General features: G+C 69.3%; 20 protein-coding genes and 3 pseudogenes. 10 read left to right on the top strand and 13 right to left on the bottom strand.

Annotated elements, in window-relative coordinates:
* Window positions 1–15: 15 nt before the first annotated feature.
* Window positions 16–375, top strand: a complete 360-nt coding sequence (locus QFZ67_RS08805) for a VCBS repeat-containing protein (RefSeq protein WP_307660543.1) — start codon at window positions 16–18, stop codon at window positions 373–375.
* A gap of 93 nt (window positions 376–468) precedes the next feature.
* Here QFZ67_RS08805 and acnA read toward each other — a convergent pair whose 3' ends face one another.
* Window positions 469–3,198, bottom strand: a complete 2,730-nt coding sequence (acnA, locus tag QFZ67_RS08810; RefSeq protein WP_307660544.1) for an aconitate hydratase AcnA — start codon at window positions 3,196–3,198, stop codon at window positions 469–471.
* A 158-nt stretch (window positions 3,199–3,356) separates the two neighbouring features.
* Between acnA and QFZ67_RS08815 the strand changes: the two are divergent.
* Window positions 3,357–4,085: pseudogene (locus tag QFZ67_RS08815) on the top strand (TnsA-like heteromeric transposase endonuclease subunit); the annotation flags it as partial.
* A gap of 304 nt (window positions 4,086–4,389) precedes the next feature.
* Here the strand turns inward: QFZ67_RS08815 and QFZ67_RS08820 are convergent.
* Entirely contained in the window at window positions 4,390–5,112 is a 723-nt protein-coding gene (locus QFZ67_RS08820) for a VOC family protein (RefSeq protein ID WP_307660545.1), read from the bottom strand.
* Between the two features lie 129 nt (window positions 5,113–5,241).
* Entirely contained in the window at window positions 5,242–5,859 is a 618-nt protein-coding gene (locus tag QFZ67_RS08825) for a TOPRIM nucleotidyl transferase/hydrolase domain-containing protein (RefSeq protein WP_307660546.1), read from the bottom strand.
* Window positions 5,860–5,949: 90 nt separating this feature from the next.
* Here QFZ67_RS08825 and QFZ67_RS08830 point away from each other — a divergent pair.
* Window positions 5,950–6,117 (top strand): annotated as a pseudogene (locus QFZ67_RS08830) (transposase); the annotation flags it as partial.
* Window positions 6,118–6,218: 101 nt separating this feature from the next.
* Here QFZ67_RS08830 and QFZ67_RS08835 read toward each other — a convergent pair.
* Window positions 6,219–6,710 carry a hypothetical protein gene (locus tag QFZ67_RS08835; RefSeq protein WP_307660547.1) on the bottom strand — a complete coding sequence of 164 codons (492 nt, stop codon included), beginning with the start codon at window positions 6,708–6,710 and terminating at the stop codon, window positions 6,219–6,221.
* Between the two features lie 382 nt (window positions 6,711–7,092).
* On the opposite strand from QFZ67_RS08835, the gene QFZ67_RS08840 reads away from it, so the two are divergent.
* The 4 genes from QFZ67_RS08840 (at window position 7,093) to QFZ67_RS08855 (ending at window position 10,229) form a co-directional block, all read left to right on the top strand.
* Complete coding sequence (locus QFZ67_RS08840) at window positions 7,093–8,622, top strand: UDP-N-acetylglucosamine 1-carboxyvinyltransferase (protein ID WP_307660548.1); 1,530 nt, start codon at window positions 7,093–7,095, stop codon at window positions 8,620–8,622.
* 460 nt (window positions 8,623–9,082) lie between these two features.
* A complete protein-coding gene (locus QFZ67_RS08845) occupies window positions 9,083–9,364 on the top strand; it encodes a hypothetical protein (RefSeq protein ID WP_307660549.1) in 282 nt (93 codons plus the stop codon).
* Window positions 9,361–9,624: a hypothetical protein gene (locus tag QFZ67_RS08850; RefSeq protein WP_307660550.1), complete on the top strand. Its 264-nt coding sequence runs from the start codon at window positions 9,361–9,363 to the stop codon at window positions 9,622–9,624. Before QFZ67_RS08845 ends, QFZ67_RS08850 begins: the two co-directional genes overlap by 4 nt.
* Before the next feature lie 227 nt (window positions 9,625–9,851).
* Window positions 9,852–10,229 carry a VOC family protein gene (locus QFZ67_RS08855; protein ID WP_307660551.1) on the top strand — a complete coding sequence of 126 codons (378 nt, stop codon included), beginning with the start codon at window positions 9,852–9,854 and terminating at the stop codon, window positions 10,227–10,229.
* A gap of 307 nt (window positions 10,230–10,536) precedes the next feature.
* Here QFZ67_RS08855 and QFZ67_RS08865 read toward each other — a convergent pair whose 3' ends face one another.
* The 6 genes from QFZ67_RS08865 to QFZ67_RS08890 form a co-directional block, all read right to left on the bottom strand.
* Window positions 10,537–12,066, bottom strand: coding sequence for a PP2C family protein-serine/threonine phosphatase (locus tag QFZ67_RS08865; protein ID WP_307660552.1), 1,530 nt, complete (start codon window positions 12,064–12,066; stop codon window positions 10,537–10,539).
* A 122-nt stretch (window positions 12,067–12,188) separates the two neighbouring features.
* Window positions 12,189–13,739 carry an MFS transporter gene (locus QFZ67_RS08870; protein ID WP_307660553.1) on the bottom strand — a complete coding sequence of 517 codons (1,551 nt, stop codon included), beginning with the start codon at window positions 13,737–13,739 and terminating at the stop codon, window positions 12,189–12,191.
* A gap of 87 nt (window positions 13,740–13,826) precedes the next feature.
* Window positions 13,827–14,405, bottom strand: coding sequence for an alpha/beta fold hydrolase (locus QFZ67_RS08875; RefSeq protein ID WP_307660554.1), 579 nt, complete (start codon window positions 14,403–14,405; stop codon window positions 13,827–13,829).
* A 35-nt stretch (window positions 14,406–14,440) separates the two neighbouring features.
* Entirely contained in the window at window positions 14,441–14,671 is a 231-nt protein-coding gene (locus QFZ67_RS08880) for an alpha/beta fold hydrolase (protein WP_307660555.1), read from the bottom strand.
* A gap of 45 nt (window positions 14,672–14,716) precedes the next feature.
* On the bottom strand, window positions 14,717–15,115 hold the full coding sequence (locus tag QFZ67_RS08885; RefSeq protein WP_307660556.1) for a RidA family protein: 399 nt from the start codon (window positions 15,113–15,115) through the stop codon (window positions 14,717–14,719).
* Window positions 15,112–16,356: an acyl-CoA dehydrogenase family protein gene (locus tag QFZ67_RS08890; protein WP_307660557.1), complete on the bottom strand. Its 1,245-nt coding sequence runs from the start codon at window positions 16,354–16,356 to the stop codon at window positions 15,112–15,114. Before QFZ67_RS08890 ends, QFZ67_RS08885 begins: the two co-directional genes overlap by 4 nt.
* Before the next feature lie 99 nt (window positions 16,357–16,455).
* On the opposite strand from QFZ67_RS08890, the gene QFZ67_RS08895 reads away from it, so the two are divergent.
* Window positions 16,456–18,072, top strand: coding sequence for an AMP-binding protein (locus QFZ67_RS08895; RefSeq protein WP_307660558.1), 1,617 nt, complete (start codon window positions 16,456–16,458; stop codon window positions 18,070–18,072).
* Window positions 18,073–18,076: 4 nt separating this feature from the next.
* On the top strand, window positions 18,077–18,892 hold the full coding sequence (locus tag QFZ67_RS08900) for a PaaX family transcriptional regulator C-terminal domain-containing protein (RefSeq protein WP_307660559.1): 816 nt from the start codon (window positions 18,077–18,079) through the stop codon (window positions 18,890–18,892).
* On the opposite strand, the pseudogene QFZ67_RS08905 reads toward QFZ67_RS08900, so the two are convergent.
* Both QFZ67_RS08905 and QFZ67_RS08910 read right to left on the bottom strand, forming a co-directional pair.
* Window positions 18,879–21,336, bottom strand: a pseudogene (locus tag QFZ67_RS08905) (bifunctional salicylyl-CoA 5-hydroxylase/oxidoreductase). The gene QFZ67_RS08900 and the pseudogene QFZ67_RS08905 sit on opposite strands and share 14 nt — an antisense overlap.
* 152 nt (window positions 21,337–21,488) lie before the next feature.
* Window positions 21,489–22,316: an enoyl-CoA hydratase family protein gene (locus tag QFZ67_RS08910; protein ID WP_307660560.1), complete on the bottom strand. Its 828-nt coding sequence runs from the start codon at window positions 22,314–22,316 to the stop codon at window positions 21,489–21,491.
* A gap of 224 nt (window positions 22,317–22,540) precedes the next feature.
* Here QFZ67_RS08910 and QFZ67_RS08915 point away from each other — a divergent pair, with 224 nt between their 5' ends.
* On the top strand, window positions 22,541–22,969 hold the full coding sequence (locus QFZ67_RS08915; protein ID WP_307660561.1) for an ATP-binding protein: 429 nt from the start codon (window positions 22,541–22,543) through the stop codon (window positions 22,967–22,969).
* Between the two features lie 15 nt (window positions 22,970–22,984).
* Here QFZ67_RS08915 and argF read toward each other — a convergent pair whose 3' ends face one another.
* A complete protein-coding gene (gene argF, locus QFZ67_RS08920) occupies window positions 22,985–23,992 on the bottom strand; it encodes an ornithine carbamoyltransferase (protein ID WP_307660562.1) in 1,008 nt (335 codons plus the stop codon).
* Between the last annotated feature and the right edge of the window lie 41 nt (window positions 23,993–24,033).

Below are 24,033 nucleotides of genomic sequence, written 5' to 3' on the forward strand. Positions count from 1 at the left end.
ACCCTGCAGTCCCGGGTGAAGGTCGGCTCCGGCTGGAACATCTACAACCAGATCGTGGGCCAGGGCGACCTGTCCGGCGACGGCAAGGCCGACATCGTCGCCCGCGACGGCTCCGGTGTGCTGTGGCTGTACAAGGGCACCGGCAACGCCGCCGCCCCGTTCACCGCCCGCACCAAGGTCGGCTCCGGCTGGAACACCTTCAACTACCTGGTGTCCACGGGTGACCTGAACGCGGACGGCCGCACCGACCTGATCGCCCGCGACGGCGCCGGCGCCCTGTGGCGCTACAACGGGACCGGCAACGCCGCTGCCCCGTTCTCGGGCCGCGTCAAGATCGGCGCTTCCGGCTGGAACATCTACAGCATGCTGTTCTGATCGCGTAGCTGATCAGCCATACAGAAGGGCCGCATCCCCGTCACCGGGGATGCGGCCCTTCTGCCTTACTGCCCTACTGCCTTGCTTCCGTGCCTACTTGCGGATCAGGTTCCGCAGCACGTACTGCATGATGCCGCCGTTGCGGTAGTAGTCCGCCTCACCCGGGGTGTCGATACGGACGACCGCGTCGAACTCCACACCGGTGTCGGTGGTGACCTTGACCGTGCGCGGCGTGTTGCCGTTGTTCAGCTCGGTCACGCCGGTGAAGGAGAAGGACTCCTCGCCGGTCAGGCCGAGGGCCTCGGCGGACGCGCCCTCCGGGTACTGCAGGGGCAGGACGCCCATGCCGATGAGGTTCGAGCGGTGGATGCGCTCGTACGACTCGGCGATGACGGCCTTGACGCCGAGCAGCGCGGTGCCCTTGGCGGCCCAGTCGCGGGACGAGCCCGAGCCGTACTCCTTGCCCGCCAGGATGACCAGCGGGATGCCGGCGGCCTGGTAGTTCTGCGAGGCGTCGTAGATGAAGGAGACCGGGGCGTCGTCCTGGGTGAAGTCGCGGGTGAAGCCGCCCTCCGTGCCCGGCGCGATCTGGTTGCGCAGACGGATGTTGGCGAAGGTGCCGCGGATCATCACCTCGTGGTTGCCACGGCGCGAGCCGTACGAGTTGAAGTCGCGACGCTCGACGCCGTGCTCCGTGAGGTACTGGCCGGCCGGGGTGTCGGCCTTGATCGCACCGGCCGGGGAGATGTGGTCGGTGGTGACCGAGTCGCCCAGCTTGGCGAGCACGCGGGCGTCGGCGATGTCCGAGACCGGGGTGGTCTCCATCGTCATGCCCTCGAAGTACGGGGGCTTGCGCACGTAGGTGGACTGCGGGTCCCACTCGAAGGTGTTGCCGGTCGGGATCGGCAGCGCCTGCCACTGCGCGTCGCCCGCGAAGACGTCCTGGTAGGACTTGTTGAACATGTCCTCGCCGATGGCGTTGGCCACCACGTCGTTGACCTCGGCCTCGGTCGGCCAGATGTCCTGGAGGTGGACCGGCTTGCCGTCCTGGTCGATGCCCAGCGCGTCCTTGGTGATGTCCACCTTCATCGAACCGGCGATGGCGTACGCGACGACCAGCGGCGGGGAGGCCAGGTAGTTCATCTTGACGTCGGGGTTGATCCGGCCCTCGAAGTTACGGTTGCCGGAGAGCACCGAAGTCACGGCCAGGTCGTGGTCGTTGACGGCCTTGGAGACCTCCGCCGGCAGCGGGCCGGAGTTGCCGATGCAGGTGGTGCAGCCGTAGCCGACGAGGTTGAAGCCGAGCTTGTCGAGGTAGGGGGTGAGACCCGCCTTGTCGAAGTAGTCGGTGACGACCTTGGAGCCCGGGGCGAGAGTGGTCTTGACCCACGGCTTGCGGGTGAGGCCCTTCTCGACCGCCTTCTTGGCCACCAGCGCGGCGGCGACCATGACGTACGGGTTCGAGGTGTTGGTGCAGGAGGTGATCGCGGCGACGGTGACGGCGCCGTGGTCGATCTCGTACGTCGAGCCGTCGGGGGCCGTGACCAGGGTCGGGCGGGTCGGCACACCGTTGCGGGTGGCCGGGGCGTCCGAGGCCGGGAAGGACTCGATGCCCGCCTCGTTGGCGTCTTCGACGTAGTTCTGTACGTCCTGCGAGAACTGGTACGCGGCGTCGGCGAGCACGATGCGGTCCTGCGGACGCTTCGGGCCGGCGATCGACGGGACGACCGTGGAGAGGTCCAGCTCCAGCTTCTCGGAGAAGTCGGGCTCGGCGGCCGGGTCGAGCCAGAGGCCCTGCTCCTTGGCGTATGCCTCGACCAGCGCGAGCTGCTGCTCGCTGCGGCCCGTCAGCTTCAGGTACTTGATGGTCTCGTCGTCGATCGGGAAAATCGCGGCTGTGGAGCCGAACTCCGGCGACATGTTGCCGATGGTGGCGCGGTTCGCGAGCGAGGTGGCGGCGACGCCCTCACCGTAGAACTCGACGAACTTGCCGACGACGCCGTGCTTGCGCAGCATCTCGGTGATGGTGAGGACGAGGTCCGTGGCGGTGGTGCCCGGCTTGAGCTCACCGGTCAGCTTGAAGCCGACGACGCGCGGGATGAGCATGGAGACCGGCTGGCCGAGCATCGCGGCCTCGGCCTCGATGCCGCCGACGCCCCAGCCGAGCACGCCGAGGCCGTTGACCATGGTGGTGTGCGAGTCGGTGCCGACGAGGGTGTCGGGGTACGCCTGGCCACCGCGGACCATGATCGTACGAGCGAGGTGCTCGATGTTCACCTGGTGCACAATGCCGGTGCCCGGGGGGACGACCTTGAACTCGTCGAAGGCGGTCTGGCCCCAGCGCAGGAACTGGTAACGCTCCTTGTTGCGGCCGTACTCCAGCTCGACGTTCTGCGCGAAGGCGTCGTTGGTGCCGAACTTGTCGGCGATGACGGAGTGGTCAATGACCAGCTCGGCCGGGGCAAGCGGGTTGATCTTCGCCGGGTCGCCGCCGAGCTCCTTGACGGCCTCGCGCATGGTGGCGAGGTCGACGACACAGGGAACACCGGTGAAGTCCTGCATGATCACGCGGGCCGGCGTGAACTGGATCTCCTGGCTCGGCTGAGCCTGGGAGTCCCAGCCGCCGAGCGCCCGGATGTGGTCGGCGGTGATGTTCGCGCCGTCCTCGGTGCGGAGCAGGTTCTCCAGCAGCACCTTCAGGCTGTAAGGGAGGCGCGCGGAGCCCTCGACCTTGTCCAGCTTGAAGATCTCGTACGACTCGTCGCCCACGCGCAGCGTGCTGCGGGCGTCGAAGCTGTTCGCCGACACGACAGTCTCCTTCATCAATGTGCGCGTACTACCTCAATGCTGCCGCCACGGCTTCTCGCCGATCCGCTAAGGTAAGAGTTAGTTAGGTAACCCTTACCGAATGGCGGCTGCGGTACGCCTTCGGCAGATATCTCGATGTCGAGATAACTCTAGTACATGACCGCTGCTGGGTCATGCCCCGACCTCGCTGTGCTGTCTCCGTGTACCTGGCCAGGTCTCACCAAGTCTGGCCACGTTCGGGGAAAGCCTCGTGCACATGGCCAGTGGCTCCAGTGTCCGTCGTAGGTTCGCGAGTGTCCGTACGTTGCGGTGCCAGGGGTGGACATGGCGGATCCGGCGGTTTCGGTGGTCCCGGATGGCGGGGCCGATCCGTTCGATGTGGAGTACGTCGACGGTCTGGGCCGGGTGGTCCGCTCAGCGCTGAGACAGTGCTGGCATGTCCCGTTCGAGGACTCCCGCCCGTCCGGGAGTTCCCGGTCTACCGAGGTCAGAAGAACTTCACGGGTTGGTGGTGGACCGCGACGACGGCCACGCACGTGGGCTACGAATCATGGCTGAAACGGGCGGTGCTGATCGGGCTCGACTTCGACCCGGATGTGGCGGGCATCGCCTCACAGCCGTTCTGGCTGCACTGGTCTGCCGGAGAACGCTCGCGGCGGCACGCCCCGGACTATTTCGTACGCCGTGCTGACGGTTCGGCTGGTCTGGTCGATGTCCAGGCCGATGACCGGATTCAGGCCCGGGATGCCGAGGCGTTCGCAGCCATGGCGGAGGCCTGCGCCGTGGCGGGTTGGAGCTTCGAGCGGATCGGGAGTCCCCCCGTGCGGGAGTCGAACCTTCGGTGGCTAGCGGGCTACCGGCACCCGCGGAGCTTGCAGCCCGAGATCGCCGGCCGACTCTGGGACGTGTTCGCCTCCCCCCGGCCGCTGTTCGCGGGAGTTGATGCGGCCGGGCGGCCGGTTCCCGGCTGGCGGTTCTTCCGGTGCTGTTCCATCTGCTCTGGCGGCAGCTGCTGGTCGCGGATCTGGAGTCGGCTCTGCTCGGTGCCGAGACGATCGTGCGGCTACCTGAGGGCGGTACGCGATGAGCGGGTCACGGCCGGTGGGGCTGCGGATCGGTGACCAGGTGCGCTTCGAGGACCGGCTGCACACAACCCTCGTGCTGCATCGGAGGCCCTGTCTTCATGCACCCACCCGACCCCGGGGCTTATCGGGGGGTCAGCACACAGAACTCGTGACCGTCGGGGTCGGCCATCACCACCCAGTCGACGTCCCCCTGGCCGATGTCGATGCGCGTTGCCCCGAGGGAGACGAGCCGGTCGACCTCCGCCTGCTGGTCACTGCCGGTCGGTGGAGCGAGGTCGAAGTGCAGCCGTTCCTTCCCCGTCTTCGGCATCAGGGGTGGACCACCCCACGTGACCTTCGGACCGCCGTGCGGTGAGCGGATCGCGGTCTCCTGGTCCCGGTCCCAGACCAACGGCCAGCCCAGCGCTCGGCTCCAGAAGTACCCGGCCTCCTGCGAGCCATCGCCCGCCAGCGCTCCGATGAATCCGCACTCGGCGAGGAAGCTGTTGCCCGGCTCGATGACACAGAACTCATTGCCCTCGGGGTCGGCGAGCACCACATGCCCCTCCTCCGGGAGTTGACCGATGTCGATGTGCCGGGCACCGAGTTCGAGCGCCCTCTCCACCACCTGCTTCTGGTCGTCGAGGGACGTGCTCGTCAGATCGAAGTGCATGTGGTTCTGGCCTGTCTTCAGCTCCTGGGTCGGGAGGAAGCGGAGCCGGAACCCGGTCTCATCGCTGGGCAGCAGCGTGATGCCGTCGGAGGAGTCCTTGGACGTCTCCCAGCAGAGAAAGTCCGCCCAGAAGCGCGCGAGACGGAGCGGGTCGTGCGCATCGAAGCAGAGCGCGTGTAGATGAGAAGTCATCCGTAGGTCTCCCGGTAGGGGCAGGCGGGTCGTGCTGGAGCCTGCCCAGCCGGTGCCACCCGGTCAACTGATTAAGCCCCGCGCTCGTCCGCTGTCGAGCACGCTCGAAACGGCAGTCCGTCCACGACCTCACAGGCTCGCGAGGAGGCCGTCGAGCGGGGGCGGTGTCCGGTCCGGTGCGAGGGCCTCGACAAGGAGACGGCCATAGCGGATCTTGCGGCCCTTCTTCGTGCCGAGGAAGCGCCGCACCTGCTGGTGCCGGGGCCGGCCGTGCTGTGCGGGCTGGCGCTGGAAGGTCTGCCAGGCGCGGAAGTCGCCCTCGGCGCGGAGGATCTCCTCGACTCCTGCCATGCCGAGCGCGCGGATGAGTTCATCCTCCAGATCCGCGGTGCATACGTAGATGTCCTGGAGCGGTGCCTGTGCCCGCGTCAGGCCGCGCTCGTAGAAGCCCTGTTCGCCCTCGTCGCACAGTCCTGTCAGGCGCAGACCGAGGCCGGGCGGCCCGAGAAGGCCGGCATAGCAGCCGACGCTCATCGCCCCGCCCATCGGCACGACAAACACTCCCTCGGCGGCCAGGTCCCGGCCACGCCGGGCGGCCAGCGCCTCGACGGCCGCGAGATCGCTCAGCCCTTCCAGGAGCACCGCGGTCCGCACCCCCAGGCTTTCCGCCAGATCGCGCGCCGGCCCGTCGGGACCGCCCGTCGCCCAGCTGGTGACCGCATCCTGGAACGCCCTCATGTCCGCCATGGGGCGAGTCTGCCCGTCCACCGGTGGCACGGCACGGGATTATTCGACAGCCTCAGGAGCTGCGACGGTCCTCAGGCCCCGGCCGCCCAGTCCACCAATCCCCTGGAACGGCTGAACCGCGAGATCAAGCGCCGCACCGAAGTCGTGCGGGTCTTCCCCAACCCCGACGCGGTCCTCCGACTGGCCACCGCCGTCCTGGCCGAACTCCACGACGAATGGATCGCCTTCCCCCGCCGCTATCTCTCTGAGGAGAGCATGGCCACGGTCTATGCCAGCCGCCTCACCACCGACACGCCGCCCTACCCAGCCCCACCGAAGGCTGATCCCCTACACCACGTGGCGGGACGCCATCCAAGAGATCATGCGGTCGCAGGACTGATCCTCGGCCAACCGCCCAGTGCAGCGACGAGCCGGTCACACAAGACTGGGTCCTGCACGTCGATAGCGAGACGGTGGGCGATGGACCCCACCTGCCAACCTGCGTGATAGTCGAAAAACGGAGGCGGACCTGCAGTGTTATGGGCTAGTTTGCCGACCAGCTCCGCGAGCCGGAAAAGTAGATGCTCTCGTGCTGTGAGCGGCTTGTCCTTGTCCAAACCGCGTCCGCGGATCAGTTCGAACACCGCGCGTCCGTGCATCCACTGATCCCTGTCACCTGCCAGTACCAGGGCAGCTTCGATCTCAGGCGTCTTGCCCAGGATCGCCGAAGCCGCATCGAGAACGTCCGCCGCCCATCTCACCGGGCCCTTCTGCTGCTCAAACAGGCATCGCCCCCATTGGGCAACAGGGTCCGTTCGTCGGCTCATCTCGCGATCATCCCAACGTCGCAGATCAGAGACAACAGCGTTCATGGCTTCAGCACGAGCATCGTGACGTACCCGACGTGCCAAAGAGATCGACTCTTCCAGCAGCCGGGACAGGAGAGTTCGAGATCAAGCACTGAACCGCAGGCCTGGCCACATCGGGCGAGATTTTCCAGCCCTGCTTCAAGTGGCCACCCTGGTGAGACGACGTCCGAAGCGCAGTCTCACCACACCTGTCCAGCCGCAGGTCAGCGACTGCCCCCAGGCCACCATTACGGAGATGGGACACTCACCCGGTCGCCGCTGCATGGATGCCGAGCGGGGCCGAACTACCGCTTTACGAGCCGCGAACACCCGATTGCCCACAGCCTGTCACCCCGATGGCCTATCCCCGCGCGATCACATCTCATATCTGAGATAGCCTGCGGCCATGGCAGACGATTACCTCGTACGCATCGGCAAGCTCATCCGTGACGCCCGTCAGCATCGGGGCTGGACACAGACGCAGCTTGCCGAGGCGCTCGGCACCAGCCAGAGCGCCGTGAACCGCATCGAGCGCGGCAACCAGAACATCAGCCTTGAGATGATCGCGCGTATCGGTGAGGCGCTCGACAGTGAGATCGTCTCGCTCGGCTACGCCGGGCCCATGCACCTTCGGGTGGTCGGCGGCCGTCGGCTGTCCGGTGCCATCGACGTCAAGACCAGTAAGAACGCGTGTGTCGCGCTGCTCTGCGGTTCGCTGCTGAACAAGGGCCGTACGGTACTGCGCCGGGTGGCCCGCATCGAAGAGGTCTTCCGGCTGCTGGAGGTGCTGAACTCCATCGGGGTGCGCACCCGCTGGATCAACGAGGGCGTCGACCTCGAGATCGTGCCGCCCGCGCAGCTCGACATGGACGCGATCGACGCGGAGGCGGCCCGCCGGACCCGGTCGATCATCATGTTCCTCGGGCCGCTGCTGCACCGGATGGACACCTTCCGGCTGCCGTACGCGGGCGGCTGCGACCTCGGCACGCGGACCATCGAGCCGCACATGATCGCGCTGCGCCGCTTCGGCCTCGACATCACCGCGACCGAGGGGCTCTACCACGCGAAGGTCGAGCGCACGACCACGCCCGAACGCCCCATCGTGCTGACCGAGCGCGGCGACACGGTGACCGAGAACGCGCTGCTCGCCGCCGCCCGGCACGACGGGGTGACCGTCATCCGTAACGCCTCCTCCAACTACATGGTCCAGGACCTGTGTTTCTTCCTGGAGGCGCTGGGCGTCAAGGTCGAGGGCGTCGGGACGACGACGCTGACCGTGCACGGTGTGCCGACCATCGACGTGGACGTCGACTACTCCCCCTCCGAGGACCCGGTCGAGGCGATGAGCCTGCTGGCCGCGGCGGTGGTCACCGAATCCCAACTCACCATCCGCCGGGTGCCGATCGAGTTCCTGGAGATCGAGCTCGCGGTGCTGGAGGAGATGGGCCTGGACCACGACCGTACGCCGGAGTACCACGCCGACAACGGGCGTACCCGGCTGATCGATCTGACCGTGCGGCCCTCCAAGCTGGAGGCGCCGATCGACAAGATCCACCCGATGCCGTTCCCCGGCCTGAACATCGACAACGTCCCGTTCTTCGCGGCCATCGCGGCGGTCGCCCAGGGCAAGACGCTGATCCACGACTGGGTCTACGACAACCGCGCGATCTATCTGACGGACCTGAACCGGCTGGGCGGCCGCCTCCAACTCCTGGACCCGCACCGAGTCCTGGTGGAGGGCCCGACCCGCTGGCGCGCGGCGGAGATGATGTGCCCGCCGGCGCTGCGGCCCGCGGTGGTGGTGCTGCTGGCGATGATGGCGGCGGAGGGCACGTCCGTACTGCGCAATGTGTATGTCATCAACCGGGGTTACGAGGAGCTGGCGGAGCGGCTGAACTCGGTGGGCGCGCAGATCGAGATCTTCCGGGACATCTGAAACGCGGATGCCGCCGCACTCTGTCTGACCAGCAAGGACGCGGGTCAGGAGGGGTGCGGCGGCACCCGTGGGACTTCTCTGGACTTTACGCCGGAACGGAGTTGCTGCCCCCCGGCCGGGGCTACGCGAAGACCGCGTCGATGGCGGCGCTGCCGCGCCCGCCTGCGCGAGGCAGGAAGTGCGCGTACTTCCGGAGCCTGAACCCGGGACCCGAGTGGCCGATCCACCGGGGCCAGGGAGAGGACACGCTCACGCCCCGTCGCCAAGGCTGTACGTCCTCGGCCGCCGGTGCTTGGCTTCCACAGGCGTGTCAGCAGGACGGGGATCGTCCCACGGCAGCGTGACCGGCACCGGCGCCGGCACCTTTCAATGATTCAATCGAGACATGTGAGACAGGACATTCGAGACCTCACCTTGGCCCGCGGCCGCCGTGGCAGCCTTCTCCGGAAGGGTGTGTGCGATGCCGCGGCTGTCCTGCCCGGCAGTACCGGCGCACACAGGGCGAAGGCTGCCACTCCAATGCGACCGCCGCCTGCACGATCCCAACTACTGTCCGGCGGCCGCCTGGTTCACGGTCGACTGCGAGTTCCACGACTACGACGGACACCTCTTCAGCGCGCGCAATGTCCGCACCCGCGTCTCCGGGTTCCAGGCGCGCGAGGGCACCGCCAGCATCCCGCGGGACCGGAAGGCCGGCGACCGGAGCGTGGCAACCGGATACGTACACTTCAGCCCACAATGAAGCGTCACGCCGAGTTCACTGAGCAGGCGGGAAGATTCCGCGATTACCTCCCAGCCGACGACCGTCAGTCGCTGATGCGTCTCGTCAGCGAGATCGCCGAGGAACCCAATGGCCCCGGCACTCACCTCGCGTACACGAACGACGATGTCACACGCTCGGCCTGGTCCGGCCACCTCAACGTCAAGTACGTCGTGACCTGGAATGCCGTGATCGTTGTGGCGGCCGATGTCTACGATGCCGAACGGGTCAACGTTGAGTGACAACTGCCTCACCGTGATCCCGCCCGCTCCGCACTGGCAGCCCGACAAGGCGGGTGGGTCCTCGCACGCGTCCACGACTGCTACCAGAACGGCTTCGCCAACCTCGACGCCGAGACTCCCTGCTGCGGCGTCAAGAGCTCGCTGAACGACCTCAACCAGGCACCTGTCCCTTCGATCTTGGGTATGCAGCTACCGGGGCCGCTATGACGGCCGCTCAGGATCTGTCCATGATCGCTGACCTGCAGTGTGTGGTGCTGGACTGCCCCGATCCGGCGGAACTTGCCGACTTCTACCAGTTGCTGGTCGGTGGGACCGCCAACGAGCAGGACCAACGGTGGGCACTGGGCGACGACTGGGCGACCCTGCACACTCCGTCCGGTCTCGTCCTCGCCTTCCAGCGGGCATCGGACTTTCTGCCGCCACAGTGGCCGGACCCCGCCCGGCCGCAGCAGTTCCATCTGGACTTCGGTGTTGCGGACCTGGACCGTGCCCAAGAGCAGGTCCTGGCGCGGGGAGCGACGGTACTGGACGAGGGTTCCGCCGGGCGGAGCTGGCGTATCTATGCCGGCCCGGCAGGGCATCCGTTCTGCCTGGTCCGCCACTGACAGCGGATCAGCGGGTGCAATTGCGCTCGTGAGAGTCACGAGCGGAGCCGGCTGAGGAGGGCGGCAGCGGCACGGTGCCGAGATAGACATGTCCGCGCTCGTCGTACCGCGTCGCTACGGCTCGGAACTGCTTCAGCTTTCCGGTGGCTCACTCCACCGTGTTGCGGTCTTCGTACCGTTGCCTGTCGAAGCCGAGAGTCTCGAGATCACCGTGACGCCGGACCGGCAGACCATCGAGCGAAGTGGACTTCAAGCTGATGTGGTGGCCCATGCAAGACGCAATCAAGGCCGCGGCCGAGGGCCGCCGTCAGTGGTGCTCCACCACCGGCCTGCGGCGGATGCGGGCGGCCATGACCGCCACGTCGTCCTCCGCGTGGGCGGCGTCGAGTTCGTCGAGCACGACGTCGAGCAGTTCGTCGAGGCTGCTGTCGGGGGCGGCGTGTACGTCCGCGAGGCGGGCGAGCGAGGCGTCGATGTCCTCTCCGCGACGTTCGACCAGGCCGTCGGTGAACAGCAGCAGGGTGTCACCGGGTTGGAGGCTGCGCGAGATGATTTCGTATCCGCCCAGGCCGGTGCCGAGAGGTGGTCCGACGGGCACGCCTATCAGCTCCGCGGCGCCTTCCCGGCTGAATACGGCGGGCGGCAGATGGCCTGCGCTGGAGAAGGAGCCCATGCCGCGCGCCGGGTCGACGCGTACGAGCAGACAGGTGGCGGGCCGCCGGGTGACGGCCTCGGAAATGGCGTTGTCCAGCTGCCGCAGCACCCGGTGCGGTGGCAGGTCGTTGGCCGCGACCTCGCGCAGCGTGGAGCGGTAGCTGTTCATGTCGACGGCGGCTTCCACGCCGTGGCCCATCACATCGCCCATCACGAGCAGCGTCCGGCCGAAGTGCAGGCGCACGGTCTCGAACCAGTCCCCGCCCACGAGGCTGCCGGATCCCGAGGGCAGGTACCGGGTGGCGACCTTGAGGTTGGGATGCGGGAGGCCGGGGTCGGTCAGCAGGGCTCGCTGCAGCTTGAACGCGGTCCGCTCGGCCTGCTCGTACAGGCGGGCGTGTTCGATGGCGGTGGCTGCCCGCGCGGACACCGCCTGGACGCTCCGTACGTCGTCCCGAGTGAACCTGCCGTGGGTGCGGGCGACCAGCACGGCGCCGATGGCTCGGCCGTCGCCGATGAGCGGCATGGCCAGTCTTCGCTCGTCGAGGACCGGGCGGCCGGCCCGCATCGCACGGACCGAGACCGGGACGGCGTCCGCGGAGGAATGAGCGAGCAGCTCTTCCCGGCCCGACACGGCAGCGCGGTACACCCCGCGCGGCTCCTCATTGCCCAGGTCACCGGTAGTGAGGGGCGAAGTGGGAAGCAGGTCGACCGCCGCCGCGTCGGCAAGACCGGGACTGAGGTAGCTGACCACCTCCAGGCACGTGGTCTCCGCGTCGAGAGTCGTCCCGATGCCTTCGCCGGTCTCCGCCAGCGAGAGGTAGGACAGAGCTGCCTGCAACTCGCCGGCCGACGCGGGCGCGGTCTCGAGGATGACTCCCAGGAGCCCGACGACTTCTCCGTGGATCGTCAGACGGTGCCATGTGCAGCGGCTGAGTGCGGTCACATGCGTGCGGGACACCCCGTCGGTGAGAACCCTGGTCAGCAGCAGCGTGGAGCCGACTCTCGGCCGGGCTCCCCAGCTGACGGGGCTGCCTGCCAGCCCTTCGTGCTCCTCCCCCACGATCTGGCAGTAGGCGGCGTCCGCGAAGACGTACCTCGTATCGGTGTCGAGGACAGCCAGGCCCACGGAATCAGCCTGCGAGTGGGCGCTCTGGTACCCACCGAGGGAGTCGGCACTCACATGATCGCCTCCTCCGGGTCCTGGCCCTTCTCCCCAGTCCCATGCGCCTCACGTCTACCCGCATTGGCGCACTTCAGCCAGGTCGCAGACCGGATTGCGGCGAGGCGGGGCCGGGGCGAGCCTCAGGGCCCAGGGCTGATGCCTCCCTGGAGGCGTTCCAGGTCTGCGGGACGGACCTGGATGGCCAGAAGGGCGATCACCGCGGCGATCACCGCGAAGATGGCGGCCACGATGAAGGCGGCGGAGACCCCCGAGGTGAGCACTTCGTCGCCCCAGGGCGGCGGGAGTTGACCGGTGCGTTCGAAGAACAGCCGCTCCCTCGGACCGGCCTGGGCCATGAAGCGCGGGATCTGCTCCTGGGTCTCGTTGCGGCTGGCCGTGCCGAACACCGTGACCAGGATGGACAGGCCGAGCGAGCCGCCCACCTGCTGGGTGGTGTTGAGCATGCCGGATGCGGCACCCGACTCGTGCTTGGGCACTCCGGAGACGGCCATCAGCGTCAGCGAGACGAAGTTCATGCCCATGCCGAGACCGAAGATCAGCATCGGGCCCAGGATGCTGCCCGGATACGTGGAGTGGATGTCGGTCTGGGTCAGCCAGGACAGGCCCGTCGCGGCCAGGATCGCGCCTGTCACCATGAAGGGCTTCGGGCCGTATTTGGGCAGGAGTTGGGAGGCGATACCCGCGCCCACCGCAATGACCGCGCTCACGGGAAGGAAGGCGAGTCCGGCTCTCAGCGGGCTGAAGTCAAGCACGTTCTGTACGAAGAGCGTGAGGAAGAAGAACATGCCGAAGATCGCGGCGGCGAGGCTGAGCATGATTCCGTACGTGCCCGCGCGGTTACGGTCGGCGAACATGTGCAGCGGGGTGATCGGCTGTTTCGAGCGGCGTTCGACCAGGATGAAGGTGGTCAGAAGCAGCACAGCGGCCGCGAACGACGCGAGTGTGAACCTGTCGCGCCAGCCTTCCTGTGCGGCCCGGATGAAGCCGTAGACCAGTGAGACCATGCCGAGCGTGGAGGTCAGCGCGCCGGCCAGGTCGAAGTGGCCGGGGTGGCGCTCGGACTCCTTGATGTGGCGGGGGGTCGCCAGAACGATGAGCAGGGCGATCGGCACATTGACGAAGAACACCCAGCGCCAGTCGAGCCATTCGACGAGGACGCCGCCCGCCAGCAGACCGATCGCGCCGCCGCCCGCGGAGACCGCGGCGAAGACGCCGAACGCCCGGTTGCGGGCCGGGCCTTCGGTGAACGTCGTGGTGATCAGCGCGAGCGCGGTCGGTGACGCAATGGCGCCGCCGACGCCCTGGAGGGCGCGCGCGGCCAGGAGCTGGCCGGAGTTCTGGGACAGCCCGCCGAGCAGGGAGGCGAGCGCGAACAGCAGAACTCCGAAGACGAAGACCCGGCGGCGGCCGAGGATGTCCCCGGCGCGGCCGCCGAGGAGCAACAGACCGCCGAACGTGAGCGTATAGGCACTGACCACCCAGGACAGGCTCGTGGTGGAGAAGTTCAGCGAGCTCTGGATGTGCGGGAGAGCGATGTTCACGATGGTGATGTCGAGAACCACCATCAACTGACAGGAGGCGATGACGAGAAGCGCGATCCCATCGCCGCTGCCGCCCTTCTTCTTCGGGGCGGTGCTCTTGGAGGTGGGGGTCGGCTGCGGGGGCGTCATGGCGGATCGCGTCCCTCTTACGAGGGTCAGTAGACGATTCCGTCTACTAGTCGACCGTAAGCCCGGCGCGGGGCCGTGACCAGTCGATCAAGACCCGCCGACAGCCGGCTCCACAATGAAGGTGCGCAGGGCCGTGGACAGGGTCTCCGGCTGGTCCTCGGCGATGAGCGTGCAGCTGTCCTCGATCTCCAACAGCCGCCCCTGCGGCAGCAGTTCGGCCAGCCGCCTGCCGTGTTCGCGCGGCATCATCCGGTCCTGGGCCGCCCAGATGACCAGCGCGGGCCGGTCGAAGTTCCGCAGTCCTTCGACCGCCTCCAGGAGTTCGGTCTTGCGTACGCCCGCGTTGTAGCGCTTGAAGTCCGCCCTGATGGCCTTGTCGGTGAGCAGGGGCCGCAGCCAGCCGTCGGCGATCTCGGGCGGTACGGGGCGCTTGGTGAGCGCGCCGAGTCCGATGGGCAGTCGGCGCAGCGGCTTCAGCGCCAGGATCCGGGCCATCAGCGCGATGCCGCCCGGCACCTTGCAGACGAGGGAGATCATCTTGCCGGGTGCGCCCGGGGGGTAGTTGTCGAAGGCTTCGCAGGAGATGAGCACGAGCCGGGCGAGCCGATCGGGATGGCGTCCTGCGACGGTCTGGGCGCGCCCGCAGTCGTTCTCGACGAGGGTCACGTCGCGCAGGTCCAGCCGGTCCAGGAACTCCGCGATCAGCTCGTTGACAGAGTCGGGGTGAGCGGGACGTCCGGGCGCATGGGGGTGCGGTGCGAGCCGTACGGCAGGGTCGGGGCGATACAGCGGTGGTCCCGCCCCAGGTCGGCGGCGACCTTGCGCCAGACCGTCGCGTCGTGGACCAGCCCGTGCAACAGGACCACGACCGGGCCCGGGCCTCCGCTGTCCTCGTAGGCGATCGTCCCTGCACCGAGCTCGATCTCCGGCATGGCGTCTCCCCTCGCACCGGTACGGGCATAACGATGTTATGCCCGTCAGGGGAGCACGGCCAAGCCCTCCAGCTCCACCAGCGCTACGCCGTCCCAGAGGCGGACCACCCCGATCACCGCCATCGCGGGATAGTCGCGGCCCGCCAACCGCCGCCAGATCCTGCCCAGTTCGGGCGCGTGCGCGCGGTAGTCGGCCACATCGGTGGCGTAGACGGTGACACGGGCCAGGTCCTGCGGGGCGCCGCCGGCGGCCGCGAGGGCGGTGAGGAGATTGGCCAGCGCGGTCTCGAACTGCTCGGGCAACGTCTCGCCGACGATCTTGCCCTCGTTGTCCAGGGCGGTCTGCCCGGCCAGGAACACGATCCGTGTGCCGGTGGCGGTGACGGCGTGGGAGAAGCCGGTGGGCGGCGAGAGCTCGGCCGGATTGTGGCGGTGCAGGCTCATGCGTACGGCTCCCTGTACAGCTCCTTGGCGATGATCGTGCGCTGGACCTCGGTGGCGCCCTCGTAGATCCGGGGCGCACGGACCTCACGGTACAGATGCTCCAGCAGATGCCCGCGCTGGAGCGCGCGTGCCCCGTGCAGCTGGACGGCGGCGTCCACGACATACTGCGCGGTCTCCGTGGCGAGCAGCTTCGCCATCGCGGACCGTTTCGGTACATCGGCGGCGCCTTCGTCGTACGCCGCGGCCGCCGCGTAGACGAGAAGCCGTGCGGCTTCGATGCGGGTGGCCATCTCCGCGACCTGATGGGCAACGGACTGAAGGTCCCCGAGGGGACCGCCGAAGGCACTGCGCCGGGCGGTGTGGCCCAGCGTCGCATCCAGGGCCGCCTGGGCCATCCCGACGGCGAAAGCGCCGACGCTGGGGCGGAAGAGGTTCAGCGCGTTCATCGCGACACGGAAGCCCCGGTCCTCGTCACCGAGCACATCGTCCCTGGTCACCGGAACATCGGTGAAGGTCAGCGCTCCGATGGGGTGCGGCGAGAGCATCTCCAGCGCGGTTCCGGCAAGGCCCGGCCGGTCGGCGGGGACGAGGAAGGCGGTCACGCCCCGGGCGCCCGCGCCCTGTGTCGTACGGGCGAAGACGGTGTAGAAGTCGGCCTCGGGGGCGTTGGAGATCCAGCGCTTCTCCCCGCTCAGTCGCCAACCCCCTTGATCCGGAACGGCTTTGAGAGCGAGAGCGGCCGCGTCCGAGCCGGCGTCAGGCTCGCTGAGCGCGAAGGCGGCGACGGCGCGGCCCGCGATCACCTCGGGGAGCCAGCGTTCCCGCTGCGCGGCCGTGCCCGCCTGGACGATGGGGTAGCTGCCCAGCCCCTGGAGGGCGAGGGCGGTCTCAGCCTCCGTGCATCCGTAGGCGAGGGACTCGCGCAGCAGGCACAGCTCGAGCGCTCTTGCTCCCGCTCCCGCCCCGGCTCCGGCTCCGGTTCCGGCTCCCGCTCCCGCCCCGGCCGCGGCCCCCGCCCCCGCTCCTGCTCCTGCTCCTGCTCCTGCTCCTGCTCCTGCTGGAGAGCCCGCCGCTCCGAACAGCCGCTCAAGCAGCCCCAGTTCACCGAGTGCGGCCACCAAGGGGCGGTTGACCCGGCCCGGCCCCGCTTTCTCCGCGAGCGGTCGCAGCTTCTCGGCGGCGAGCGTACGCAACTGCGCACACCAGGCGGTCTGTACCGGATCGAGCGAGAATACGGGCATTCGTGCCCCCACTTCTGACGCATCTATCGCGGACCGTTGACTGTCGTCACCTTCACGATACGCTCGTTTGGCGACCCCACCACGAGAAGGGGGCGAACCATGGAGCTGTCACCCTCGGCCCACCGCGACACCTTTGCGCGCGACCATCTCCCGCCCGCCGGGCAGTGGCCGGAACTCCTCTTCGAGCTGCCCTCTCTGCGCTATCCGCAGAGGCTCAACTGCGGGGCCGAGCTGCTGGACCGTACGATCGACCGCTTCGGCGCCAACCGCCCCGTCTTCCGTACCGGGGGCGGCGAGATCTGGACGTACGCAGAGCTGCGCGACCAGGTCGACCGGATTGCCCATGCCCTCACTGCCAGCCTGGGAGTCGTCCCCGGAAACCGCGTCCTGCTGCGCGGCCCCACCACGCCCTGGCTCGCGGCCTGCTGGCTGGCGGTGATGAAGGCCGGCGCGGTGGCGGTCACCGTCCTCGCCCAGCAGCGCGCCAAGGAGCTGGCCACGGTGTGCGAGATCGCCGCCGTCCGCCACGCCCTGTGCGACATCCGCTCGCTCGACGACCTGGCGAAGGCCGAGGTGCCGGGGCTGCGCATCACGGGCTACGGCGGCGACTCCCCCGACGATCTGCTGCGGCTGGCCGCCGCCGGGACCGGTGAGCCGTACGAGGCGGTGGCGACCGCGGCCGACGATGTCGCGCTGATCGCCTTCACCTCGGGCACGACCGGCCGCCCCAAGGGGTGCATGCACTTCCACCGGGATGTGCTGGCCGTCGCGGACACCTTCTCCGCGCAGGTGCTGCGGCCACAGCCCGACGACGTCTTCGCGGGCAGCCCGCCGCTGGGCTTCACCTTCGGGCTCGGCGGTCTGGTCATCTTCCCGATGCGGGCGGGCGCGTCCGCGCTGTTGCTCGAACAGGCGGGCCCGACGCAGCTGTTGCCCGCGATCGCCGCACACCGGGTGTCGGTCCTGTTCACCGCGCCCACCGCGTACCGCGTGATGCTGGCCGGCCTCGACGGGCACGACACCGCCTCGCTGCGGCGGTGCGTGTCGGCCGGTGAGAATCTGCCCGCCGCCACCTGGCAGGCCTGGCAGGAACGGACCGGGCTGCGCATCATCAACGGCATCGGCGCGACCGAGCTGCTGCACATCTTCATCTCGGCGGCGGACGGGGCGATCAGACCGGGAACCACCGGGATTCCCGTTCCCGGCTGGCAGGCGCGGGTGGTGAACCGTTCCGGCCGGCCGGTTGCGGACGGGGAGCCGGGCCTGCTGGCCGTGCGCGGCCCGGTGGGCTGCCGCTATCTGACCGACCCCCGGCAGCTGGATTATGTGCACGACGGCTGGAATCTCACCGGTGACACGTATGTGCGTGAACCCGACGGCTACTTCCGTTACGTCGCCCGCGCCGACGACATGATTATTTCGGCCGGCTACAACGTCGCGGGGCCCGAGGTGGAGGACGCGCTGCTGCACCACCCGGATGTGGCGGAGGCCGCGGTTGTCGGCCGCCCCGATGAGCTGCGAGGACATATCGTGGTGGCGTACGTCGTGCTGCGCGCGGGGGTCCCGGCCGGCGAGGACACCGCCGCCGCGCTCACCGACTCGGTGAAGCGGCGCCTGACACCGTACAAATGCCCGCGCGAGATCGTCTTCCTCGATGCGCTTCCGCGCACCCCCACCGGCAAGCTGCAGCGCTTCCGCCTGCGGGCCCTAGAGTGATCACGTGGCCGAGCAGCACACTCCCCGTTCCCTGATCGTCACCCTCTACGGCGCCTACGGACGCGAACGGCAGGGGCCCCTCCCCGTGGCCGAGCTCATTCGTCTGCTGGCCGTTCTCGGCGTAGATGCGCCGTCCGTGCGCTCCTCGGTCTCCCGGCTCAAACGCCGCGGCCTGCTCGTCCCCGAACGCACGCCGGACGGTGCGGCCGGCTACGCACTGTCGCCCGCCGCCCGTCAGCTGCTCGACGACGGCGACCGGCGGATCTACGCCCGGCACGCCCCGCTGCTGTCCGACGGCTGGGTGCTCGCCGTCTTCTCGGTGCCCGAGGCCGAGCGCCACAAGCGCCATCTGCTGCGTTCGCGGCTGGGGCGGCTGGGCTTCGGGTCGGCGGCGCCCGGGGTTTGGATCGCCCCCGCGTGGCTGTACGAGGAGACCCGGCACACGCTGCGCCGCCTCCAGCTCGACCCGTACGTCGAACTGTTCCGCGGCGAGCACCTCGGCTTCGCGGCGACGGCGGAGGCGGTGGCGCGCTGGTGGGATCTGGGCGCGATCGCCAAGCAGCACGAGGAGTTCCTGGATCTGCACGAGCCGGTGCTACGGGCGTGGGAAGCGCGCGGTGAGGTGTCGGCGCGGGACGCCTACCGCGACTATCTGCCGGCGCTGGACTCCTGGCGGCAGCTGCCGTACATCGATCCGGGGCTGCCGGCCGAGCTGCTGCCGCAGGGCTGGCCCGGCGGGCGGTCGGCGGAGGTCTTCGCGCGGCTGCACGCGCTGCTGCGGGACGCGGGCGCGGAGTTCGTACAGCTCAGCTCAGAGTGAGCCGCGGTTTCGGGGCGTCGGTGCGGCCGGTCGGGGGTTTGCGGCTGCCCGCCCGGTAAGGATCGGGCCACAGCGCCGCCGCTCCCGCGTAGTCCTGGTCCGCTGCCGCGTGCAGGGTCCAGTGAGGGTCGTACAGATGCGGCCTGGCCAGGGCGCAGAGGTCTGCGCGACCCGCCAGCAGGAGCGAGTTGACGTCGTCCCAGGAGGAGATCGCGCCGACCGCGATGACGGGGATGCCGAGGGCGTTGCGGATCCGGTCGGCGTACGGGGTCTGGTACGAGCGGCCGTACTCCGGCTGCTCGTCGGGGACTACCTGCCCCGTCGAGACGTCGATCGCGTCCGCGCCATGGGCGGCGAAGGCGCGGGCGATCTCGACCGCGTCCTCGGCTGTGGTGCCGCCGCGTGCCCAGTCGGTGGCGGAGATACGGACGGTCATGGGCCGATCGTCGGGCCAGACGGCGCGCATCGCGTCGAAGACCTCGAGGGGGAAGCGGAGTCGGTTTTCCAGGGAGCCGCCATAGGCGTCCGTCCGCCGGTTGGTGAGCGGGGAGAGGAAGCCGGAGAGGAGGTAGCCGTGGGCGCAGTGGAGTTCGAGCAGGTCGAACCCGCAGTGGGCGGCGCGCCGGGTCGCGGCGGCGAACTGCTCGCGGATGCCGGTGAGTCCGGCGCGGTCCAGGGCGTGCGGGACCTGGTTGACGCCGGGGCGGTACGGGAGCGGTGAGGCGGCCGCGAGGGGCCAGTTCTCCTCGTCCAGCGGCTGGTCGATGCCTTCCCACATCAGCTTGGTGGAGCCCTTGCGGCCGGAGTGACCGAGCTGGACGCCGATCGCCGTGCCGGGCGAGTGGTGGTGCACGAAGTCGGTGACGCGCCGCCAGGCGGCGCCCTGTTCGGGGGTGTAGAGGCCGGTGCAACCGGGGGTGATGCGGCCCGCGGCGCTCACACAGACCATCTCGGTCATCACCAGGCCGGCTCCGCCGAGTGCCCGTGCGCCGAGGTGTACGAGGTGGAAGTCGCCGGGGACGCCGTCCACGGCGGAGTACATGTCCATGGGTGAGACGACAACCCGGTTGCGGAGGGTCAGTCCGCGCAGGCTGAAGGGGGTGAACATCGGCGGTGTGCCGGGCGGGCAGCCGAAGTCGCGCTCGACGGCGTCGGTGAACGCCGGGTCGCGCAGCCGCAGATTGTCGTGGGTGACGCGGCGGCTGCGGGTGAGGAGGTTGAAGGCGAACTGCCGCGGCGGCTGGTCGAGGTAGCCGGCGAGCTCCTCGAACCAGCGGAGGCTGGCGGCCGCCGCGCGCTGCGTGGACTCGACGACCGGGCGGCGCTCGGTTTCGTACGCGGCGAGTGCGGCGGGCAGGTCGGGCTGTTCCTCGACGCAGGCGGCGAGCGCGAGGGCGTCTTCGACGGCGAGCTTGGTCCCGGAGCCGATGGAGAAGTGGGCGGTGTGGGCGGCGTCGCCGAGAAGCACTGTATTGCCGTGGGACCAGCGGTCGTTGACGACGGTGCGGAAGGCGATCCAGGAGGAGCTGTTGGAGCGGAGGCCGCGGCCGCCGAGGGGCTTCCGCGAAGATCTTGGCGCAGAGGTCGGTGGACTCCTGCTCGTCGGCCGTGTCGAAGCCGGCGGCCCGCCATACTTCTTCGCGCATCTCGACGATGACGGTGCTGGCATCGGGGGCGTACGGATAGCCGTGCAGCTGCACGACACCGTGCTCGGTCTCGGCGATCTCGAAGCGGAAGGCGTCGAAGGCGAAGTCGGCGGCGAGCCAGATGTAGCGGCAGCGGTGGGTGGTGACGTGCGGCGCGAATGTGTCGGCGTGCGCCTCGCGGGTGAGGCTGTGCACCCCGTCCGCCGCGATGACCAGGTCGTACGCGGCGGCGAGTTCGGCGGCGGGCGGGGCTGGGGTGCGGAAGCGGAGGCGCACGCCGAGGGATTCGCAGCGCCCGTGCAGTATCTCCAGCAGGCGACGTCGCCCGAGGGCGGCGAAGCCGTGCCCGCCGGAGGTGAGGGTGCGGTCGCGGTGGACGATGTCGATGTCGTCCCACCGTACGAACTCGTCCTGGAGCGCGCGGTAGATGACGGGGTCGGCGTGCTCGATCCCGCCGAGAGTCTCGTCGGAGAGGACGACGCCGAAGCCGAAGGTGTCGTCGGGGGCGTTGCGCTCCCAGACGGTGATGTCGCGTTCGGGGCCGAGCCGCTTGAGCAGCGCGGCGGCATACAGCCCACCGGGCCCACCGCCGATGACGGCCACGCGGAGGGCGCGTCGGCGTGCCTCGGGCGCGGTGGCCGTCGGCCGGCCGGGCTGGGGGACCCGGACCCTCGGCTCGGCCGGGGAGCCGGAGGTCCGGGCCGACTGCGGCGCGGGGGGGTTCGCTCCACCCCGCCCTCCCCCAGAGCTTCGCCTGGGTGGGGGTGCCTCCGGCGAAGCCAGGTGGGGTACCCCCATCCCGGACTGGGGCTCCGTCCCAGACCCCGGCCGCCATTGTGAAGCCCGCCCGGGCGACTCAAGCCCCGCCGGCGATTGAGGCGCGGGGGGCCGGGGGCGGAGCACCCGCTCGGGGGCCGGGGCGGAGCCCCGGGGTGCGCGGCGTGGCATCGTCAGCGCCCTCGCCACTTCGGCGGACGCTTCTCCGTGAAAGCGGCGTGGAACTCCGCGTAGTCCTCGCCGTTCATCAGCAGCGCCTGCGTCGCCGCGTCGAGTTCGACCGACGCGGCGAGCGGCATGTCGAGTTCGGCCGTGAGCAGCGCCTTGGTCTGCGCGTACGCCAGGGCCGGGCCCTGTGCGAGGTGGCGGGCCAGCTCCGCGGCCCGCTCGTCCGACCGGCCCTCGTCCGTCAACTCGCTGATCAGGCCGATCCGTTCGGCCTCGGGCGCGCGGACCGGTTCGCCGAGCATCAGCAGCCGGGTGGCGTGGCCGAGGCCGACCACCCTCGGCAGCAGATACGCCGCGCCCATGTCGCCGCCCGAGAGCCCCACCTTGGTGAAGAGGAACGCGAAACGGGCCGACGGGTCCGCGATACGGAAGTCCGCGGCCAGCGCCAGCACCGCGCCGGCCCCCGCCGCGACGCCGTGCACCGCCGCGATCACCGGGAAGGGGCATTCGCGCAGCGCCCGTACGACCTGCCCGGTCATCCGGTTGAAGTCGAGGAGCTGGGCGGTGTCCATGGCGAGCGTGGCGCCGATGATCTCGTCGACGTCACCGCCGGAGCAGAACCCGCGCCCTTCCCCGCCCAGCACCAGCGCTCGTACGGACCGCTCCCGCGCCAGCTCGGCCAGCAGATCACGCAGGTCGGCGTAGGCGCCGAAGGTGAGGGCGTTGAGCTTCTCGGGACGGGCGAGGGTGACGGTCGCGACCCCGTCGTCCGTCGTGAGCCGCAGATGGCGCCACTTTTCGGTGCGCTGCGCGGAGCTGGAAAAGGGGCTCATGGAGTGTGGCCTCCTTCAGCGGGCTGGCTGCTGCCTGCCACTCGAAGCTATCACCCTTACGTGACTCCCGTCACGACTGCGCGATACGTCGATTGTAGCCATGCAAGGGTCCCGTCCCAGTTGTGGCACAGGTCCTATCCAGGGCGGGCCCCAGCCCCTTGTTCGGCGTCTTGCGCTTCATAAGGTTGAAAGCACGACGTCGAACCTCGAATGGACCGCCCGCCTTGCTCGAACTCTCCGGCCTGCCCGTCCCCGCCTCGTGGCGCATCGCGCTGCCGCACACCGCGGCCGCCGTGCCGATCGCCCGCGCCCTGATCCGTACGGCGCTGACGGACATCGAGGTGTCGGCGGACAGTGACACGGCCGAGCTGCTCACGGCGGAGCTCGTCGCCAACGCGGTGGAGCACACCACTGGCGAGACCCCCATCGAGCTGGTGGTGGAACTCCTGCCGACGGGCTGTCAGGTGGAGGTCCATGACGGCGACCCCGCCCCGCCGGGCGATTGGCCCCGGCCCGGACCCGGCCAGGCCCCCGACGCCTGGCAGGAGCACGGCCGGGGGCTGCTGCTGATCCGCGCGCTGAGCTCGGCGTGCGGGCACCGCCTCACCGGCGGGGGCAAGGCGGTCTGGTTCACGCTCCCGTCGCGAAGCTGACCTTCTGCCGCACGACTATCCGGCGGAGGCGAGTGTGGCGACCATGACCGCCTTGATCGTGTGCATACGGTTCTCCGCCTCGTCGAAGACGACGGAGTGCTCCGACTCGAAGACCTCGTCGGTGACTTCGAGCTCGGTCAGGCCGTGGCTCTCATGGATCTCGCGAGCGACCTTGGTGCCCAGGTCGTGGAAGGCGGGGAGGCAGTGCAGGAACTTCACGTCCGCGTTGCCGGTGGCGCGCAGCACGTCCATGGTCACGGCATACGGACCGAGCACCTTGATGCGCTCGTCCCAGATCTCCTTGGGCTCACCCATCGACACCCAGACGTCGGTGGCGACGAAGTCCGCACCCTGGACTCCCTCGGCGATGTCCTCGGTGAGGGTGATCCGGGCGCCGCTCGTCTCGGCGGCCGCCCGGGCTCGGGTCACGATCTCCTCGGCCGGCCAGTACGACCTGGGCGCGACGATCCGTACGTCCATGCCCAGCAGCGCACCGGTGACCAGGTAGGAGTTGCCCATGTTGAAGCGGGCGTCCCCGAGGTAGGCGAAGGAGATCCGTTCGAGGGGCTTGTCACTGTGCTCGGTCATGGTGAGCACATCGGCGAGCATCTGGGTGGGGTGCCAGTCGTCGGTGAGGCCGTTGTAGACCGGCACCCCGGCGTACGCGGCGAGCTCCTCGACGGTGGCCTGGCCGTCACCGCGGAATTCGATGGCGTCGAACATGCGGCCAAGCACCCGCGCGGTGTCCTTGGCGGACTCCTTGCTGCCGATGTGCGAACCGGCCGGGTCGATATACGTCGTCGAAGCGCCCTGGTCGGCGGCCGCGACCTCGAACGAGCAGCGCGTACGGGTCGACGACTTCTCGAAGATCAGCGCGACGTTCTTGCCGCGCAGCCGCTGCACCTCGGTGCCCGATCGCTTGGCGGCCTTGAGCTCGGCGGCCAGATCGATCAGGCCGCGGAACTCCTCGGCGGTGAAGTCCAGCTCCTTGAGGAAGTGGCGGCCTTCGAGATGTATCGCCATGGTGGCTGCTCCTGGGTCGCGAATGCGGTGACCGTGGAAGT

This window comes from Streptomyces sp. V1I1 (genome assembly GCF_030817355.1).
GTDB lineage: Bacteria > Actinomycetota > Actinomycetes > Streptomycetales > Streptomycetaceae > Streptomyces.

Coding starts and splice junctions, on each gene's coding strand:
- QFZ67_RS08895 (WP_307660558.1), top strand. CDS start 16,456: ATGGAGCTGTCACCCTCGGCCCACCGCGACACCTTTGCGCGCGACCAT.
- QFZ67_RS08890 (WP_307660557.1), bottom strand. CDS start 16,356: ATGCCCGTATTCTCGCTCGATCCGGTACAGACCGCCTGGTGTGCGCAG.
- QFZ67_RS08820 (WP_307660545.1), bottom strand. CDS start 5,112: ATGACTTCTCATCTACACGCGCTCTGCTTCGATGCGCACGACCCGCTC.
- QFZ67_RS08825 (WP_307660546.1), bottom strand. CDS start 5,859: ATGGCGGACATGAGGGCGTTCCAGGATGCGGTCACCAGCTGGGCGACG.
- QFZ67_RS08910 (WP_307660560.1), bottom strand. CDS start 22,316: ATGAGCCCCTTTTCCAGCTCCGCGCAGCGCACCGAAAAGTGGCGCCAT.
- QFZ67_RS08885 (WP_307660556.1), bottom strand. CDS start 15,115: ATGAGCCTGCACCGCCACAATCCGGCCGAGCTCTCGCCGCCCACCGGC.
- QFZ67_RS08855 (WP_307660551.1), top strand. CDS start 9,852: ATGATCGCTGACCTGCAGTGTGTGGTGCTGGACTGCCCCGATCCGGCG.
- QFZ67_RS08870 (WP_307660553.1), bottom strand. CDS start 13,739: ATGACGCCCCCGCAGCCGACCCCCACCTCCAAGAGCACCGCCCCGAAG.
- acnA (WP_307660544.1), bottom strand. CDS start 3,198: ATGAAGGAGACTGTCGTGTCGGCGAACAGCTTCGACGCCCGCAGCACG.
- QFZ67_RS08845 (WP_307660549.1), top strand. CDS start 9,083: ATGCCGCGGCTGTCCTGCCCGGCAGTACCGGCGCACACAGGGCGAAGG.
- QFZ67_RS08835 (WP_307660547.1), bottom strand. CDS start 6,710: ATGAACGCTGTTGTCTCTGATCTGCGACGTTGGGATGATCGCGAGATG.
- argF (WP_307660562.1), bottom strand. CDS start 23,992: ATGGCGATACATCTCGAAGGCCGCCACTTCCTCAAGGAGCTGGACTTC.
- QFZ67_RS08840 (WP_307660548.1), top strand. CDS start 7,093: ATGGCAGACGATTACCTCGTACGCATCGGCAAGCTCATCCGTGACGCC.
- QFZ67_RS08850 (WP_307660550.1), top strand. CDS start 9,361: ATGAAGCGTCACGCCGAGTTCACTGAGCAGGCGGGAAGATTCCGCGAT.
- QFZ67_RS08880 (WP_307660555.1), bottom strand. CDS start 14,671: ATGCCGGAGATCGAGCTCGGTGCAGGGACGATCGCCTACGAGGACAGC.